Genomic DNA, 17,171 nt, shown 5'->3' on the forward strand with positions numbered 1-17,171 from the left:
TGAGATCAAGTCTCTTTCTGGGTCTGTCGCCAAAACGTATAATATAAGAGTGGAATGAATAGTGGCAACATGGTTCAGCGTGACACATGGGCGACCCGAACAGGATTCCTTCTCGCTGCGATCGGTGCGGCTGTGGGGCTGGGAAACGTCTGGCGATTCCCCTTCGCCACAGGAGAAGGAGGCGGAGCAGCGTTTCTGCTGGTTTATTTATTGTTCATAGCTATCGTTGGCTTTCCAGCTATCCTTGCTGAATTCGTTGTCGGCCGGAGTACTCAACGGAATCCAGTTGGAGCACTGCGGGAAGTCGGGAGCAATGGGTGGAAGTACGCTGGTGCGATCGTCGTCGCGACCGGCTTCCTCATTTTGTCGTACTATAGCGTTGTTGCTGGCTGGTTTATGCGGTATTTTTTGCTAGGCTTCACCGATAGCTATGCCGGTCATCTTTCGGAATATGAAGAAGCAGCAGCAGGCGAGGATGTTACTGAAGCGATGATTATGTTCGAAGAACTCGCAGTTGGGCTCGATTCCCTCGTCTTCCACACACTTTTTATGGCGCTGACAGTTGGGATCGTTGCGCTTGGGATCCGCCGTGGGATCGAAGTCGCTGTGAAGATCATGGTGCCGTCGCTCATCATCTTACTTCTCGGGCTTGCAGTGTGGGCGGCAACGCTTCCCGAAGCGGGGGCCGCATATTCTTACTATCTCAATCCAGAGTTCGATGTCATCCGTACTGAGTGGACAGAGATCCTGCCGGCAGCGGCCGGTCAAGCGTTCTATTCAATCGGACTCGGGATGGGAATCCTAATCACGTACGCCTCGTATCTCGGTGAAGATCGAAACTTGGCTGAAGACGGAGCGATCATCATCGGGTTCGATACAGCAATCGCGTTTCTTGTCGGACTCGTTGTGTTCCCAGTCATCATCTCTGGCGGGGCAGATCCCGGCCAGCAAGCTGTTGGTGCCATTTTCTTCAGTCTCACCGATGCGTTCACCCAGGTGACTGCGGGGCGATGGATCGGTTTGATATTCTTTGGAACGGTCGCGATTGCAGCCCTCTCAAGCGCGATTTCAGTTCTCGAAGTTACAACTTCGTATCTCATCGACGAATGGGGAATTGAGCGATGGAAAGCAGCTCTCGGCATGGGAGGCGGAATCTACGTACTGGGGCTGCCGGTCACCTATGACCTCATTTTCCTCGATCTCCTCGATCTTTTCGCTGATGCGATTTTGTTGGTGTTTGGAGGGCTGTTAGTGATGCTGTTGGTCGGCTGGTATACGCCACAGTTCGCAGTGCAAGAACTCGAGAAGGGGATCGGAGATCTCGGATCGCTCGGACACATATGGATTTGGGCGCTTCGAGTCCCAGTTGTCATTGTTCTCATCGTATCACTCGCGCTGGGCGTCATGGACTACATCGATTTCCTCACTGAGGACTTTGCCAGTTGGATCAACGAAAACTCCTGACTGTTTGGGGCAATAAGAGAACAGCTTTCTGAGTTCGTTCTTCCTTCGATACGTGATACGCCGCTAACGTTATGGCGACCGCAACTATTGCTATGCGTATGTCGACAGTACCGTCACAACCGGATGGCGCAGACGTTGTCATCGTTGGAGGTGGGATTATGGGAACGAGTATTGCGTTTTTCACCGCGACGGAACTCGATCTGGATGTTGTTCTGGTAGAGGCAGATAACATCGGCTCTGGCTCGACTGGGGACTCGTCCGCTGTTCTCCGCCACCACTACGGTGACGACGAGATTTATACGAAGATGGCGTGGTGGAGCCACCAATTCTATAGACAGTTTTCAGAAAAAACTGGAGAGCGAATTGCGCACGCTGATAGCCCTCTCGTCCGATTTGCATCCGACGACGACTCGTACGTGATGGATGGTTATGAGACACTTGAGTCGCTCGGTATTCCAGTCAGTCTGTATGACCGTGATGAGGTTCAAGAGCGCTATCCGATGTTCTCCTTTGACGAATTCGATCGTGCAGTCAGTGATGATTCTGCTGGATATTCGGATGGTGCGGATGTCGCGGGTGGGTTCGCACGGGCAGCCCAAGAACAAGGGGTTACTATTCTTACGAATACTCCCGTTACTGATCTCACAACCAGCAATGGGAGAGTCGACGGTGTTGAGACGGAATTAGGCACGATCAGCAGTGAAAATGTGGTTTTGGCTGCAGGTCCATGGACTCCTCGATTAGCAGAGTCCATTGGAATCGAGATTCCAATCACAACGGAGCGGGAGCAAGTGATCATCCTGGAGCCCTCCGAGGACTACAAGAACGCCTATCCGGAACTGACGCCGACGACAGCCCTCCCTGGAGGAAGCTGGTATATGCGCCCTGATTTCAGCGACGGTATTCTGGTCGCAACCCATCACAGTGGTGAGCAGGTCGATCCAGACAATTACAAGAACAAACCGGATGAAGACGTACTACTCGAATTGACTGACAAAATCTTCGATGTCATCCCCGAACTGAGTGATGCTGGTATACGCGGCCAGTACTGTGGGGTCTACTCGACTACACCCGACCACGACTTCATCATTGACGAGACGAAGAACTGTTATCTCGCATGTGGCTTCTCCGGCCACGGATTCAAACACGGCCCAGCGATCGGAAAAATCGTTGCTGACCTTATCGGTCACGGTGAAACAGATTTCATTGACATCGATCATTTCTCGTTAGATCGGTTTTCTGAGGATGCTGACGGAAATTCCCTCTCAGACGAGGCCATCTAACTGCTTGGCCTTTGACCAGCTTAACCAACAGGGGATGATAATCCCCTCGGGCGTTGGTTAACAGAAAGCAGTGTTGCACTCATCATCCCTACCTATAGACGAGTCCCTATAGCTCGAGATGCGTAGCTGGTCAGAACGGAAGTCGCCTCGAGAGATTTCTCTGCTCAAATCACAGAACGACAGGGGTGGGGGAACGGTAGGTGGGGATGCTGGTGCAACGACTCATCAGCGAAGGGAGGGGGAGGCACCCCTTCAGCTGACTGGCAACTGGAGATTGCACCTACGCCCTTGCGGGCACTCGAAATCATGACCGGAAGGGATATTGAACGACTAGATTGTGGAACCAAATTAGAGAATGTTAACGCGAATTAGTGGGCCTTTCATCGCTATCCAGGCGCTACCGAATTAACAGGTAATACGGTCCAAATCGTTAGTCGTTCGCCGAACGATCACTCTCGTTGTCGGTGAACAACTCGAGAAACCGTTTAGCCTCACATTCAGCCTTCCCAGCAACGTTCTCATTACCTCCTCGGGTACGAGATCGTCTCCAAGTAATCGAGGAACGGCCACTCGAGGGTCAGAGTAGTTTAGTGCCCCTGGCTGTGTGTCTGACGTCTGGCTGATGGGGTATTATACAAAAGGCGGGTGTTGGATAGCAATGGTGGACCGCTGCTGGATCCGAGTGGAAAGCGGCATATGAGCGACACGGGGTTGGCCACAAGTTGGGGAATTGTAGCCAATCTGGCTCGGACAGGTGGGTGCTGATTGGGGTGCTTGTGCCGCTCACGAACCGCAATCCGCTAAAAGTATGTTTCTACAATAAGTGTGGTGTTTACACCAAAAAGTGCCCTACGACTGTAGTCAGTATACTGAAAATCCTGTTTGATTTTTGGAGAGCACCGGCTATCAGCTACTCGAGCAACTGAACAGCCTTTTTCGGAGCAAACCCATATTCACCGCCAATCGCGACGGCCAGATCATCGAAGACGGATCGAGTGCCAGTATCTATGCCTGCTATCCAGCCGCTACCGAACTGACTGGTAGTACGATCCAAATAGTAGCTCATCGTTCGCTGAAAGGTCGATGTCGTTCTCGGCGAGCAACTCGATCATCCGTTTGGTCTCACACTCATACCACATCGAAAGAATTCGAACGTTCTTCTGGGCGTAATCGTAGTTTCGCTCGAGAACGAGCCTATTGGTTGGGTCTACCTGGCAAGTTGTCATTCTCTCCACCCCTGTCACACATCTAGACACAGTCCGTAATAAATTTGTTTAGCAGTGTTAATGACTAGAGACATACAGACAAGTGGTAAGCGGACGCCACTAGTATGGGTATTCTACATTGGCTAACGTCATCACCGAATCCACCGCATAAGAGCAAAAATCCGGATGAATCAGATCGTCAATACACCTTCAGGACAACTACCCACGAATGCGGCGACGGACTGGCCGTTGGGTCACCACCATCTGAGAAAAACTGGCTCCAGACCTGTCGGCGTCATAAGTGCTACCCGCTCGATGGTACCTAGAATCGTCGGAAGTCCATATTGAATCCGCTATGGCCAGACAGAGGAATTAGACAACGAAGCGACATCATGGCCAAGAAATATGACTGAGGCTAGTGGAGCAGCAATCAATGACTGAAGGACCATCTACTGACAAGAGCAGACGAGTGGGAAAAGCCCCAGCAAACGAACTCACAACCGATGTTGTCTACGAAGTTGCCAAGGTTTCGAATACGGACCCAATCGATCTCCCACCACTCTACAACGCGATCGATATCGACGCCCTGAACGCGCTCGTCGCCGACAGCTGCGAATCCACACTCAAGTCGATCACCTTCCAGTACGACGGCTATACCGTTACCGTCACTGGTAACGGCGACATCACCGTTTCCTCAACCGCCTAAGATTGCCAGGTCTTGATTCGCGCTGACGCTAGCACGCACCATATGAGTAGATCAGCATCCAAAGAGTGCTAAACTCTCGTTCTCTCGGTAGAAAACCCGCGGCCCAGTACTGCTCATCTAACCCAAATTCCCGAACGCTTTACCAAAAAATCCACTCTTAGTCAAACAGATCAGTGACGTATTGATCCTCCCACTCTCGGTGAGCTTCGATTTCACGACGTCCACGTTGCGTGAGAGAATAGACGTTTGTTCGCCGATCGAGTTGTCCCTTATCGATCAACCCCTTCTCGACGATCGTATCCAGATTCGGGTACAGACGACCGTGGTGGATCTCTTTCTCGTAATAGGTCTCGAGTTCCTCTTTGATCGCAAGTCCATGCGGTTCATCTAGACCAGCGACAACATAGAGCAGATCGCGCTGGAAAGTGGTCAAATCGTACATGTCGGAACCATGTCTGTTGCTGATTTAAATCAGTCGAATGTTATCAATCAAACGTCGGTTTCGGGGTGCACAGTACAATAAGAGGGTCTGAGAAGCTGGCCGGAGTTGACCCGCGGTGTCTGGAAAATAGGGAGCCAGACATCTACACTATGAGCAATAGGCGACTCACGACTCGGTGAGACTGAACAGTCGCCTGATCCTCCGCCTCAATCGTCGCTTTCGGTCTCGAGTTCGAACTGCTCGTTCTCAGCAACACTATTCAGAACGATACTCGTGTTCGATTGCTTGATGTCAGGATCAGTCACGAGAACCTTGATCCGATCGTTCATGTCATCGGTGTCTTTGAACTTCCCAATCGCGATGATGTCGTAGTCACCAGTAACCTCATAGACGGACATCATCTGGCTGTGGTCTCGTAGCGTCTCCGTAATTTCACCGAGTGCATTACCTTCGACTTTGAGGTGCATTACAGCAGTCACGTCGTACCCGGCAGCATCGTAATCGACGATCGGTGTATACCCTTGGATAACGCCCATATCCTCGAGGTCGGAGAGATGATTTGAGACCGTTGTCACAGACACATCAAGGTCTTCAGCCAGACTTCGTAGGCTAGCGCGTCCATCTCCGAGTAGCTCATTGATCAATTCTGTATCCAAATTTTCGTAGGTCATTATATATCACAGCACGTTCCTTGTAGTAAAACTTTACGAATGTCCACGTCTGTCCTCAGGAAAATCAGTCTAAGACCAGCAACAGAGAAAGTTGGTTATGAGGATTCCAAATAGCTATCTTGGTCGATATTAGTTGTTAGCGTCCTTTGAGCCATTCTTTCTTATTCCAACCACAAGGGAGTTGGTATGGTTAGTGTCGAAGTAGTAGGCATTGGTCTGACTATTCGAGGCTTGATCAGTTCGGATTTTAACTATTCTATAGCGTGGCTTTGCAGCTATTAGATTGGCTTGAGACAAGCGGACATAAGTCACTTATTTACACCAGCCAGTAATACTGGGGAAAATACTGGCCAGTATTACTAGTCACATCATCTGGTTCGGATAGATATTTAGTACGTTTATGCCCCCAATCAAGCCCTCAAGTGCAACCGGCCAGAGAGTTAACTACATACTGATTGCTTTCTCGGCTACTGTGATGTGACCGACTGCCGGTCGTGAATAGGTCCTTCCCGGTCCACGAACCGACCACCGCTACAACCGTTACTAACTGCGATGGTTTCTGATACGGTGTTGAGAAGCGAACAACAGGGTGGGCGTCCGGCTGGCTATCGAATACGACCAGTCTTTGTGAGGGTTCGATACCGACAGCAACGAGTACTATAGTAGACGCTGGAAATAATTGCTCACTTTAGGAATAGAGAGATGATCGAGAGCTGTATCAATCGCCGTTGTAAGATCGTTGAGTGACTCAAAGAAGCGGTTGCTGAGAGCGGCTTGAAATTGTCTCCAGCACTCCTCGACAGAATTTAGCTCTAGCGAGTGCTGGTAACGTAACGAAGGCGAGGTCGTCACGGGCCGCCAGGTCCGTGACGGCCGGCGCCTGAAAATACGGCGCTCCATCCAGCACGATGAGCAGATCATCTTCAAACTCTTTGCATAATGCAAAAATGAAATGTCTCGCGTGCTCGGCAATGACGTACTCTTCGAACTGAGCGAAAAAGCGATCACCGTCCTCGGTGATCGCGCCCAAGAGATACGTCCAGTCACATTGCCCAGACAATTCGACAAATGGCCGCGTGCCGCGCGGAAACCACGCGGCACGCGGCTCAACTTGCACGGATTTCTTGGTTTGATCGATACAGACTACTGTGGCGTCCATCTCCCGCCGCTTTTTTTGAATTCCTCGTAGAACGTTTCTTGTTCGTCACCATCGGACTCGGCGGCTGTGCGGCGTGGCTTTTGATAGCTCAATCCCGCTTCTTTGAGCAACCGCCGGCAGCTCGGGATTGAGTACTTGACATTGTAGGTCTCGTCAAGATACTGCTGGACGAGCGCCGGCGTCCATGCCGGCGCGTCGACTCCAACTTCTTCCGGAGATTCGTGGACAGCCTCTTCGAACTCTTGCTGCTCTTTTTCTGAGAGCTTTCGTTTTCTCCCAGATCGATGAGCATCAGTAACGGCCTCCTCAAGCGGCTCGTCAGTATCAAGTCGCTTGAGCCAACTGTGGATTGTTCGCCGGCCAGTGTTGTGCCACTCGGCAAGTTCAGTCTGCGTGACGCCGTTTTTGTACGCAACTGCCGCTAATAGCCGTTGTGACGGCTTCTTTCCCTCGACGTTGTCGAGTGCATCGTGAAGGTCTTCGACGGCGATCTCGTCGAGGTGGTCCATTACAAGCAGTAACAAATCATGGGTGGAAAATTCTAACGGTTACTATAGCACAAGTAACCGTGCTAAACCGCTGAAAGTCCTTTCGTGTTTTTGCTCTTAAGTGTCAGGGCTGTCGAGAAAGTGTATAGAAGCCGACGGCAATGACTCCTCCGACGACCGCAATAAGGGGGAACGCGACCGCGATACTGAACTCGGTTGCAATATAGCCAAAGATAGCAGGACCGGCCGCGCTGCCCGCTGACGATGCCGTCTGTGTGACGCCGAAAATACTGCCACTGGCCTCGGTCGTGGCGTACTCTGAGATGAGCGCGTTTTTGATCGGCGTACAGCCGTAGACAGCTAAGCCGAGAAGCCCGAACATGGCAACGAGGAGTCCAGTCACCATCCAGTCGACCAAGGCAGCCTCAAGTGCGATAATTAGAATCGTCGATAGCAACAGCAATGACGTCAAAATTGCCGCAAGGACGCCCAGACGGCCCCGGTCGAATCGGTCAGCCAGGCTGCCGACCCAAATCGACGACACTGCACTAGCGGCCAGCATCACGAAGAAAACACCGTTGGCTATTGAGGTCGTTTGGCCAATCCCATCAGCAACGAAACCAGTCGCGAACGTTTGGATCGACCGAATCTGTAGCGAGACGAGCAACGTCACGAGAGAAATGAGCACGATCCCGACGGTGAGTTCAAATCGCAGCATCCTCTGGATCCGCGTTTGGACCCGCGACGCGACGCTTCCATCTCCGTTCGTTTGTATCGATTTATCATCCGGCTCTGCAGTGTCGGTTCCCCCGTCAGTCGCCTCATTAGCAGAGCAGCCATTCGGTGTTGCCGACGGTGGGGTGCGGTACAGGAACTGGAACACGACGGTAAAGATGATTCCAACCGCGGCCGCGACCAGCAGTGCCGTTCGCCAGTCGATGAGTGCCGCAATCCCACCGATGATTACCGGCGCGCTCGCAACACCGATTTGGCCGCCGAGTCCGAATACGCCCATTGCTTTCCCCTCAGTCTCTTCTGTCTCGCCGTCACTGACCATCGCCATTCCGGCCGGATGATACGTGCTGCCAGCAATTCCCATTAGTACCTTTGCCATCAGGAGGGTCTCGTAACTCTGGGCAGTACTGGCAACGAGCAGTCCGATCGCCATCCCAACAAGCCCCCATACGAGAAGGCGTTTCTTTCCGATCCGGTCCGCAATCATTCCCGCCGGTAGCTGAAAGATCGAGTACATCGCATAGAAGACCGTTAGCAACAATCCGGCCGCTGCGTACGTGATGTCGAGATCCGTTACCAGTAGTGGGATGATCGGCGGGATAACGAGCCCATAGAACTCGTTGATCCCGTGAGAGAAGCTGATGAGCCCTACGTTCCGGGGGCGTTCGATTTCGGAGTACTCCGTGAGTAACGCTTTCATTTATCGTACTACGAGGGTTGGTAGTGAACTGTCTTGATAGCCCCGTTTGATGTAATTCGGACTGGTACGCTGAGCAAGAGTCTCTGATCTCGCCTCGTTATTTAATGACGTCGAACCAGTTTTGTACCGAGTGCTCTACTATGACGACTCGGCTTAGAACTAGAACCTCTCTTTTGTCGCAGAGTTCGACGTCCTGAAATCCTATCGTAGTCGTATAGACAGATGCGAATGGAAGCCATAGTAGCCCTTATAATTTTCCGCCCATAGGTTGTTGCTGTTTGTAATGGATCATCTCGACGAAATCTCCGTCAAAGGACTTCACGACGCACTCGATAACGTCGAGGGAAAGAAGTCGACACAACGGCTGTTGGCGGTGGTTGCGTACAAAATGGTGTCACGCAGACCGAACTTACCGAGTGGTATAACACTGACCGACGAACAATCTACAGTTGGCGAAATAACCTAATACAGATATCGCTCGAACAGGCAGTTGCTGATGCTCACCGGTCTGGGAGAAGGCGAAAGCTCGCAGAAAAAGCAACAAAAGTTCAAAAAGACTGTTCACGAATTTCCCAAAGAAGTGGGATTAGACTCGCCGGCGTAGACGCCGACGCTCGTCCAGCAGTATCTCGACGAATCTACGGTGTCAAATACTCAATCTGAATTCTCGGCGACTGCCCAAAGACGCAGGATTGAGCTATCAAAGACTACATCATCAGCCGCTGTATCTGATGCTAAGGAGAAGAAACGTCCACGAGGAACTCAAAATGGCAGGAGATGGACGCCACAGTAGTCTGTATTGATTAAACCAAGTGGTCCATGCAAGTTAAGCCGCGTGCCGCGTGGTTTCCACACGGCGCGCGGCCGTCCGTCGAACTGTCTAGACAACGCGACTGGACGTGTTTGCTAGGCGCGATCACTGAGGTCGGTTATCACTTTTCTCTTGATTCAAAGGACGCATGACTACCAAATACGTAAATCATTCTATTATTGTATCATGGCAAGAACTTGAAAGGACCAGACTATCGTGTTAAATGAAGCTCCGTACTTTCAGGCGACAGCCATCACGGGCCGCTGGGTACGTGACAGCCTCACCTTTGCCACGTTATTGACGTACTCTCCCGAAGCAAATCCCGTTAGGTAATGCCGGAGCAACTACAAACGGCTCTTAGCCACCGGTTTTTAAGTAATTTGCTGAACTTACAACAGCGATCGGTACCGCTTTTGGTCGATTTTCTGTCCCAAGTGTGGGTAGCTATTTTTAACGTCTACTGTAGTCTTCGCAGTCTTGCTGAAGACATTGTTGTCTCCGTCGTGATTGTTTCAAATCACCTCTCTGATCACAAGGGAATACGGAGTGATTGCAGAATACACGCCAAGAATCAACTATGACGCTACTGAATACAATATTACTGTAATTATACTATCCGAAATTAAATATACTCTGCTTTTCGAATCTCTTCTAGAACCCCGACTTAGTATTTGCAAGTTATTAAATTGTGGTAGTGTAGTTGTAATTGTTTTGATTCTCGATGGTACTGATTCCGCATCGCGGGACAGAGTCACAGTTACTAGTATCAATGATCGGTTTTTACTATGATTTAATTTGTTGGGGTTTGGAATTATAGGTTTATTACAGTAGTACTATTGTATAGGTAGGTGCTGGCATCGGAATTGCTACAACAAAATCATTCCAGAGTACAGAAAGGAGGGTTCCTTACTAATATTAGAAGGAAATATCGAGTACCCGTTGTGGGAAGGCAAGCACGCTATACACCTCCAAGCCAGACAGGGTACATAAAGTTCCACATAGCGGAATAAGTCACTTAGTACCCCGTATAAATACGAACTGGGCAGGAACCGTTAACAGGGACGCACCAGTCAATGGTTCACAAAACGCGATTGGAAAAAGTACGGTTGATATATGCTTCTAGACCGTTCTGCACAACTCATTCTACTGAGTGATTGCGAGGGTAGTGTTATTCTCCAGACATGGTGCACAGATACTTGGAGCGAAATCGGACACGAAGACAGAAGTCGTGATATAGCCGTCAGCGCTGATAAGATCACCAACAAAGGAGAAGGTACGGAATCAACTTACAACAGATCCGACCTCACCATCACTGGTAAATTCGATATCATGTGATTTAGAGAGTTTCTCAAAGTGATCAAGAATTGCTGTAGCTGTTTCACCAGTGGCAACCCTCGGAGTCCCTCGCTGGGGCAGTTCGCGATTCTGTCCAAGCACGCAAGGATAGAGTTGAATCGAGTGGAGACCACCATTTTCGAACCTGCAGACGGGAACGATAGTCTCCCAGTACTCGTCACGAGCGAGGCTTCCAGCTGGGGAGCCGCTGCTGTCGAAATACCGCGATCGAAATAGTTCAGTGGTGTCGGTCGGATCGTCGATCCCGTAGTAATCGAAGCTTTCCTTCGGTAGCTGGTCGATCGTTTCTGTCTGATAGAAGAGGTTTCCGAGCGAGTAAAATATCGGTCGATCTTTGTAAATCTCCATTCCGCGGAGCACGTGTGGTCCCGTCACGACGAAGACGTCCGCTCCGGCATCAATACAATCGTAGGCAAGTGCTTGCAAAAAGGTGGGCGTTTTCGCCGTGTTCCGGTCCCCATCTGGTGCTTGGTGGGCATGAAGGCTCGCGATAGTCCGATTTGCGTTGGCTGCGGACTCTGCAACCGATTCGAGGTACGCACGGCGGTCGTTCTCGAGCGGTTCAAACCGGACCCCGATTTTAGATTCATCTTCGACCGTTTCGAACGCCATATGCATAAACCGATAATATGACTGTGTTTCCCAACCTGGATCCGATCGATCCAGCCATGTCGATTTCATCTCATCAATACCCAGTTCGTCGCTCAGTTTGCGTAACCGATCGACTTGCTCTTCGGTAGCTCCGTAAACCCACCGCAGATGTAGCGGGTTGATTCCCGGGCGACCGGGGTGGATTGGCGAGGCGGAACCCGCTTCGCTTCCCGGTGCAATACTTGCGTTCGCCGCCACAAGACCGACGCGGCCACCCGTCGTTTCGACATACACTGGGTGCCGCGCTTCTGCGAGTGTTCGTCCCATTCCCGCGAACGGCAACCCCCGATCACCAAGGGCACTGGCAGTCGACAGCATCCCGGAACGTCCATAATCAAACGAGTGGTTCGAAGCGGTTGCGAAAAGATCAATCCCGAAGTCGTCGAGTTCATCGAGTACGAACGGGCGCGCCCGCATGAGAATCCCGGCTAATGGGCTGAGATATTGATACTGACTGGGAACAGGCGGCAGTGGCGTCGCAGCGTCGTCATCATTGGGAGTTACGACCTCGAGGTTTGTCATCGTTGCGTCAGCATCACTGAGTACCGATCGAAGTTTGGCGAACTGGTCGTCGCATTCGTTCAGATGACCGATACGCCGAGTGATAATCGAATCACCCGTCAGTGCGATCGTACAGTTGGTAGCGTTTAATCCAGCCATACAGTTTTGGTTACCCTCCAATCTCAAATAAACCTGGTTCCGCAACCACTCCGATTCAATGTTGAAAATAATATTCCAGTCTGACAGCAATAGTGGTTCCGGAATCCTCTGTGTTTTTTAACGAGGTGATCTATACACAGATTATGGTATTCGACACGGCGACGCTACAGCATGGAGTCGAAGGATATCTTATCCGAGGGGGGACGAGCAAGGGATTTTTTACTAGTCCCGATACGCTACCGAGCGACCCGGACGAGCGCGACGAAGTGATCCTCGAATTGTTCGGTTCGCCCGACCCGTTGCAGGCGGACGGACTCGGTGGCACTCATACGCACACAAGCAAATTGATGCTCATTGATGAGGCCGACCGGTCTAATATTGATGTGGCTTATGAGTACGCGCAAGTTGGCATTTCCAATCCGACAGTCGACTGGACTGGTAACTGTGGGAACCTGGTGAGTGCTGTCGGGCTTTATGCCATCCTTGAAGGATACGTAACGCCAGTCGAACCAATGACGACCGTTAGAATCTACAGTGAAAACACTGACTCGATTATTGAGCAGGAAGTTCCTGTAGCGGAAGGCGAGCCGAACCCGTACGGTTCGTACCGTATTGATGGCGTTCCAGGAACCGGAGCGCGGATCCAATCGCGATATCTCGAACCCGGTGGTGGAATACTTGGAGCAACGTTACCGACGGGAAGTCCAGTTGATGAACTCGTCGTTGACGGGGAGTCCTACGACGTTTCTATCGTTGACGCGACGAACGTCACCGTCTTTCTTCGAGCGGCAGATCTCGGTCTTACGGGAACAGAATCACCCGCCGAACTCGAAGCTGTGGACGGACTCCTCGAGCAACTCGAACACATCCGCGGGCAGGCCTGTATGGAACTCGGACTCATCGACGACCCTGCGAACGCTGTGGACCATCGGCCAACAATGCCGTTTATTGCAGTCGTTTCTGCTCCACAGAGCTACGAGACGACTACTGAAACGACTGTTACCGCTTCGGATCTCGACGTTACCGCTCGGATGATCTCGACCCAACGTCCCCATCACGCATATGCTACGACGGGAGCGATGTGTCTGGCGGCTGCGACTCGGATACCTAGGACTGTTCCGCACGAAGTTATAAGCGAATTCAACGACAAAGTGCGAATCGGACATCCGAAAGGAGCGATCACGATCGGTGTCGATACGGCCCAAAACGCGGATTCGATACGGTATGTCTCGATCGGACGAACAGCCAGACTTCTTATGAGCGGAACTGCATTCTACCGTGATCTTGAGCGAGTTAATTGAGTGATGACCATGGAGAGTTCGAAACTACGGAGGTGCAGACAAACCGAGTCGCATGCCGGCAATAGCTGCCGGTCGGTCTTGCCGGAGGTGGTATCTTTTCTATGACGGCGATCAGTGGACGAAACTGATGCATTGGTTTGCCGACCGATATTTTGAGGAACTCCATGAAACCGTCAGCTATCTTCGTGGCAACGGCCGCGGTTGGATTCTCGGGGCTATCGCATTCGGTTGGTTCCTCTCTATGGGTGTTCGACTTACCTATCCAGTAGTACTTCCCCACATCCGGACAAGTCTTGAGCTAGGTCTTTCGACAGCTGGACTGCTACTCACCGTCCTGTGGACTGCATACGCGCTGGGACAGTTTCCCGGCGGGTTCCTCGCCGACCGCTGGGGTCCCGGTACTATTCTTTTCGCCAGTACGAGCCTCTCGGCGGTCACGGTTCTGCTGGTATCGTTGTCACCGACCGCTGGATTATTGTTCGCGACGACTGCTCTGCTCGGATTGAGTACCGCGCTGTACGGTCCCGCACGGTTCCCGTTGCTGTCGGGCGTGTTTCCGGAGCGGTCTGGCACCGCGATCGGCGTGACGCAGGCAACAGGTAATCTCGGCAATACCCTGCTTCCATTCATCGTCGGTGTCGTTGCCGGGACGGTTGCGTGGCAGTTCGGAGTCTTACTCTTCGTCCCGTTGTTCGTCATCATTGCAACGGCGATCTGGTGGTCTGTACCGCGGCGTGTTGGGAGCGACGGTGGGGGTGGACAGAACAAGACCGACTCCCCGGCACAATCGCTCTCGCTTGATTCGATCCGATACGTCATTTCGGGGTTGACCGTTCGGTCGGTACTCACTATCGCGCTGATTCAGATGCTCGGTTCGTTCACATACCAGGGCTTCACTGGCTTCTTCCCGACCTATCTGATCGAGATAAAGAGTTTGTCAACTGGAAGCGCCTCGCTTCTGTTCGGGGTGTTTTTTGCGGGAGGAATTGTCATCCAGCCGATAACTGGCATGGCTGGTGACAAGTTCGGCGAACGGTACACGCTACTAGGTGTGCTCGTGTTCATTACTGCTTCCCTCGCGGCGCTTCCAGTTATAGAAGGATTTTGGCCACTGCTCGCGATGACGATCGCATTGAGTAGCTTGCTCGGACGGGCGGTACTCGCTCTGACGTATCTTACCGAGTCGCTTCCCGCAGACATTAGAGGGACAGGTCTGGGAATTCTCCGAACCGGTTACATCCTGCTCGGTTCAACAAGTCCCCTTGTTATTGGAGTACTCGGCGATGCAGGATATTTCGACCACGCCTTCTGGATGCTGGCTGGTGCCAGCTTCCTCATGATGCTCCTCTGTATCATCTTACCACCGCTATCAGAGGTTGATCCATCGATGTAATCGAGTTCGTACCTGATATACGTAACACGCCGTCTCAGTTGAGGACGATCTGTGCCGGACCGAGTGCTCCATGTGTCTCTTTGTTGAGCGTGATATCGACGGCCGCTTCGAACGATTCGAGTCCGCTCAGTTCGTGCGTAACAAACTCTGCAATCGGGACGTCGCCATCAGCGACCAGCTCTGCTGCAAGTTCACCAGTATCCGTTCCAGGCGCTACCGACGTGTAACCCTTCTGTGGATTCACCCACCGAACGGCCTTCGAGCGAGCAACGCTCGGGGTGAGTTCGATTTCGTCGACGATATGACCGACCTGAAGGATCGTCCCGCCGCGTCTGACCGCTTCGAACGCCTGGGAAAGCGGATCGTCTCCTTTCGTCGCATGGTTCTGTTCTCCGCCGACGGCTTCGAAAACGACGTCGGCACCAAGATTGTCCGTCATCTCGAGGATGACTTCGACCGGATTCTCTTTCGTGGCATCGATTGGGTTCAACCCGTAGTCAGCGGCAATCTCGAGCGGTTGAGTTCGAACATCAGCGACGAACACGGTACCGGCCCCGAATCGCTTTGCGGACATCGCGCACTGAAAACCCATCACACCGGCCCCTAGCACAACGACGGTGTCACCGGGACTAATATCCGCGTCGAGCGTGCAGAGAAGCGAACTGGCCATCGGTTGAAGAGCCGCACCTTCTGCATCGGAAACGGCATCTGGAAAAGCACATAGTGGGTCGGTCGGTAAGCTAACGTACTCGGCTAGCGCACCGGGACGGTCGTAGCCGATACCGACCGTATCGGGACACAGATTTTCATACCCCGAACAGCAGTACGAACATGTCCCACAGTGTATTTTCCCGGGTGCGTACACTCGTTCTCCCGTTTTGAACTCTGTCACTTCGTCACCAGTTTCGATGATTCGACCGCAGAACTCGTGTCCGAATAGCTGTGTGTCCTGGTTTTGGAGCCGACATGCGACTGAGTCGTAATGGATGATCTCGGCTCCTTGGTAGAGGAAACACTCCGTGACGCTGAGCTGTACACGAGCGACCTCGACGAGCACCTCGTCTGAGGCCGGCGACGGCGTTTGAACGTCGGCTACGCGTGACGAACCGAAGTCGTCGAACACTACTGCGTCCATGCTGTATATGAATTCCAATTATGGTATATATCCTATGGTGTCACCCGCTCCGGAACGATCTAGACGCCGGCTGGAGACACGTAGTTGGAGCGTGAATACGGATCGAAACGATTTCGTATTCCGCTGTGGACCTGACCAGCCATGCAGACTACTGTGTCTGAATATGACTCTCATGGCTCGGTCGCTGTACGGAAGGCTCGTTGCTACTCGCGTCGGCTACTATCGTACGACGAGAGTTACCGACAGAACCGTCTCGAACGCACTACTCTATGTTGAACTCGGCCTGATATTGTGTTTCAGCGAGTCGGTTTTCCCGCAACGGCCAATAGGTAAGAAGGATCGCTGGGTCGTCGGAAACGGTCCGAGACGCGTGCTCAATTTCGATCGGAATCTCTACAATATCGTACTGCTCAAGCAAAATCCGCTCATTCCCGACGATGAAGTCGAGGTCGCCCTCGACAAGGAGATTGATCTGTTCATATGGATGCGTGTGCGGCGCTGTGTCAGGCCTGTCGATTCGATGGTCGTGAACTTGACCATCTGGCCGATTCCGCGAAACCCCCTTCTGCATCATACCCTTCTCATCGCGGTTCGAGGGTACGTCTCAGAAATTGTAAACCGCTGGTATCGCCGATTCGTCGTAGTCACGAACCATACCGTGACACGGTGTTACATATTGATAACTGCTCATGTCTGGAGTGCTACGCCGGATCGCGTACTCCACAGATGACCGACTATCGCCGGAAGAAATCGCAATAATTGCACCGACGCAATCAGTAATGTGGATAATAATAGTCCATCCACCATGGACGACACTACGGCGGATCGATTCGAACGGTGCACGAGTTGCGGCTTTGTACATAAGCTTACGGCTGAAACGGAACAGATCGGGCGGTGTCGCATCTGTGGACTGGCACGGTGAAGCCAACCGTCTGATTTGGTTTCTGAAACTGGCGTGGTCTCGATTGTTCACCGGTTCGGGACGGAGGAAAACTGATCGTAACGCAGCAT

The 17,171-nt window shown here is 52.0% G+C and carries 12 protein-coding genes and 2 pseudogenes; 6 read left to right on the forward strand and 8 right to left on the reverse strand.

Annotation, left to right across the window (positions count from 1 at the left end):
• Positions 1-69 precede the first annotated feature (69 nt).
• Complete coding sequence (locus C491_RS13410; RefSeq protein WP_049892056.1) at positions 70-1,464, forward strand: sodium-dependent transporter; 1,395 nt, start codon at positions 70-72, stop codon at positions 1,462-1,464.
• A 98-nt stretch (positions 1,465-1,562) separates the two neighbouring features.
• A complete protein-coding gene (locus tag C491_RS13415) occupies positions 1,563-2,747 on the forward strand; it encodes an NAD(P)/FAD-dependent oxidoreductase (protein ID WP_152421330.1) in 1,185 nt (394 codons plus the stop codon).
• Positions 2,748-3,772: 1,025 nt separating this feature from the next.
• Here C491_RS13415 and C491_RS23720 read toward each other — a convergent pair.
• On the reverse strand, positions 3,773-3,973 hold the full coding sequence (locus C491_RS23720; RefSeq protein WP_005557177.1) for a hypothetical protein: 201 nt from the start codon (positions 3,971-3,973) through the stop codon (positions 3,773-3,775).
• A gap of 412 nt (positions 3,974-4,385) precedes the next feature.
• On the opposite strand from C491_RS23720, the gene C491_RS13425 reads away from it, so the two are divergent.
• Complete coding sequence (locus C491_RS13425) at positions 4,386-4,658, forward strand: HalOD1 output domain-containing protein (RefSeq protein WP_083909349.1); 273 nt, start codon at positions 4,386-4,388, stop codon at positions 4,656-4,658.
• A gap of 157 nt (positions 4,659-4,815) precedes the next feature.
• Here C491_RS13425 and C491_RS13430 read toward each other — a convergent pair whose 3' ends face one another.
• From C491_RS13430 to C491_RS13450, 4 genes and pseudogenes are all read right to left on the reverse strand, one after another.
• Complete coding sequence (locus C491_RS13430; protein ID WP_005557181.1) at positions 4,816-5,100, reverse strand: PadR family transcriptional regulator; 285 nt, start codon at positions 5,098-5,100, stop codon at positions 4,816-4,818.
• Positions 5,101-5,306: 206 nt separating this feature from the next.
• Positions 5,307-5,771, reverse strand: coding sequence for an HTH-type transcriptional regulator Lrp (gene lrp, locus C491_RS13435; RefSeq protein ID WP_049891923.1), 465 nt, complete (start codon positions 5,769-5,771; stop codon positions 5,307-5,309).
• Between the two features lie 657 nt (positions 5,772-6,428).
• Positions 6,429-7,439, reverse strand: a pseudogene (locus C491_RS21695) (IS630 family transposase).
• Positions 7,440-7,542: 103 nt separating this feature from the next.
• Entirely contained in the window at positions 7,543-8,853 is a 1,311-nt protein-coding gene (locus tag C491_RS13450; RefSeq protein WP_005557188.1) for an MFS transporter, read from the reverse strand.
• 283 nt (positions 8,854-9,136) lie between these two features.
• Here C491_RS13450 and C491_RS21700 point away from each other — a divergent pair.
• Positions 9,137-10,118: pseudogene (locus C491_RS21700) on the forward strand (IS630 family transposase).
• An 827-nt stretch (positions 10,119-10,945) separates the two neighbouring features.
• Here the strand turns inward: C491_RS21700 and C491_RS21705 are convergent.
• Entirely contained in the window at positions 10,946-12,331 is a 1,386-nt protein-coding gene (locus C491_RS21705) for a CapA family protein (protein WP_152421331.1), read from the reverse strand.
• Positions 12,332-12,474: 143 nt separating this feature from the next.
• On the opposite strand from C491_RS21705, the gene C491_RS21710 reads away from it, so the two are divergent.
• Complete coding sequence (locus C491_RS21710) at positions 12,475-13,632, forward strand: 2-methylaconitate cis-trans isomerase PrpF family protein (protein WP_005557191.1); 1,158 nt, start codon at positions 12,475-12,477, stop codon at positions 13,630-13,632.
• A gap of 127 nt (positions 13,633-13,759) precedes the next feature.
• Positions 13,760-15,025: an MFS transporter gene (locus tag C491_RS13460; protein ID WP_005557193.1), complete on the forward strand. Its 1,266-nt coding sequence runs from the start codon at positions 13,760-13,762 to the stop codon at positions 15,023-15,025.
• Positions 15,026-15,059: 34 nt separating this feature from the next.
• On the opposite strand, the gene C491_RS13465 is transcribed toward C491_RS13460, so the two are convergent.
• Together C491_RS13465 and C491_RS13470 are read right to left on the reverse strand one after the other, a co-directional pair.
• Positions 15,060-16,160: a zinc-dependent alcohol dehydrogenase gene (locus C491_RS13465; protein WP_049892061.1), complete on the reverse strand. Its 1,101-nt coding sequence runs from the start codon at positions 16,158-16,160 to the stop codon at positions 15,060-15,062.
• A 262-nt stretch (positions 16,161-16,422) separates the two neighbouring features.
• Complete coding sequence (locus tag C491_RS13470) at positions 16,423-16,734, reverse strand: cupin domain-containing protein (protein ID WP_005557196.1); 312 nt, start codon at positions 16,732-16,734, stop codon at positions 16,423-16,425.
• Positions 16,735-17,171: the final 437 nt, after the last annotated feature.

This window comes from Natronococcus amylolyticus DSM 10524 (genome assembly GCF_000337675.1).
Lineage (GTDB): Archaea > Halobacteriota > Halobacteria > Halobacteriales > Natrialbaceae > Natronococcus > Natronococcus amylolyticus.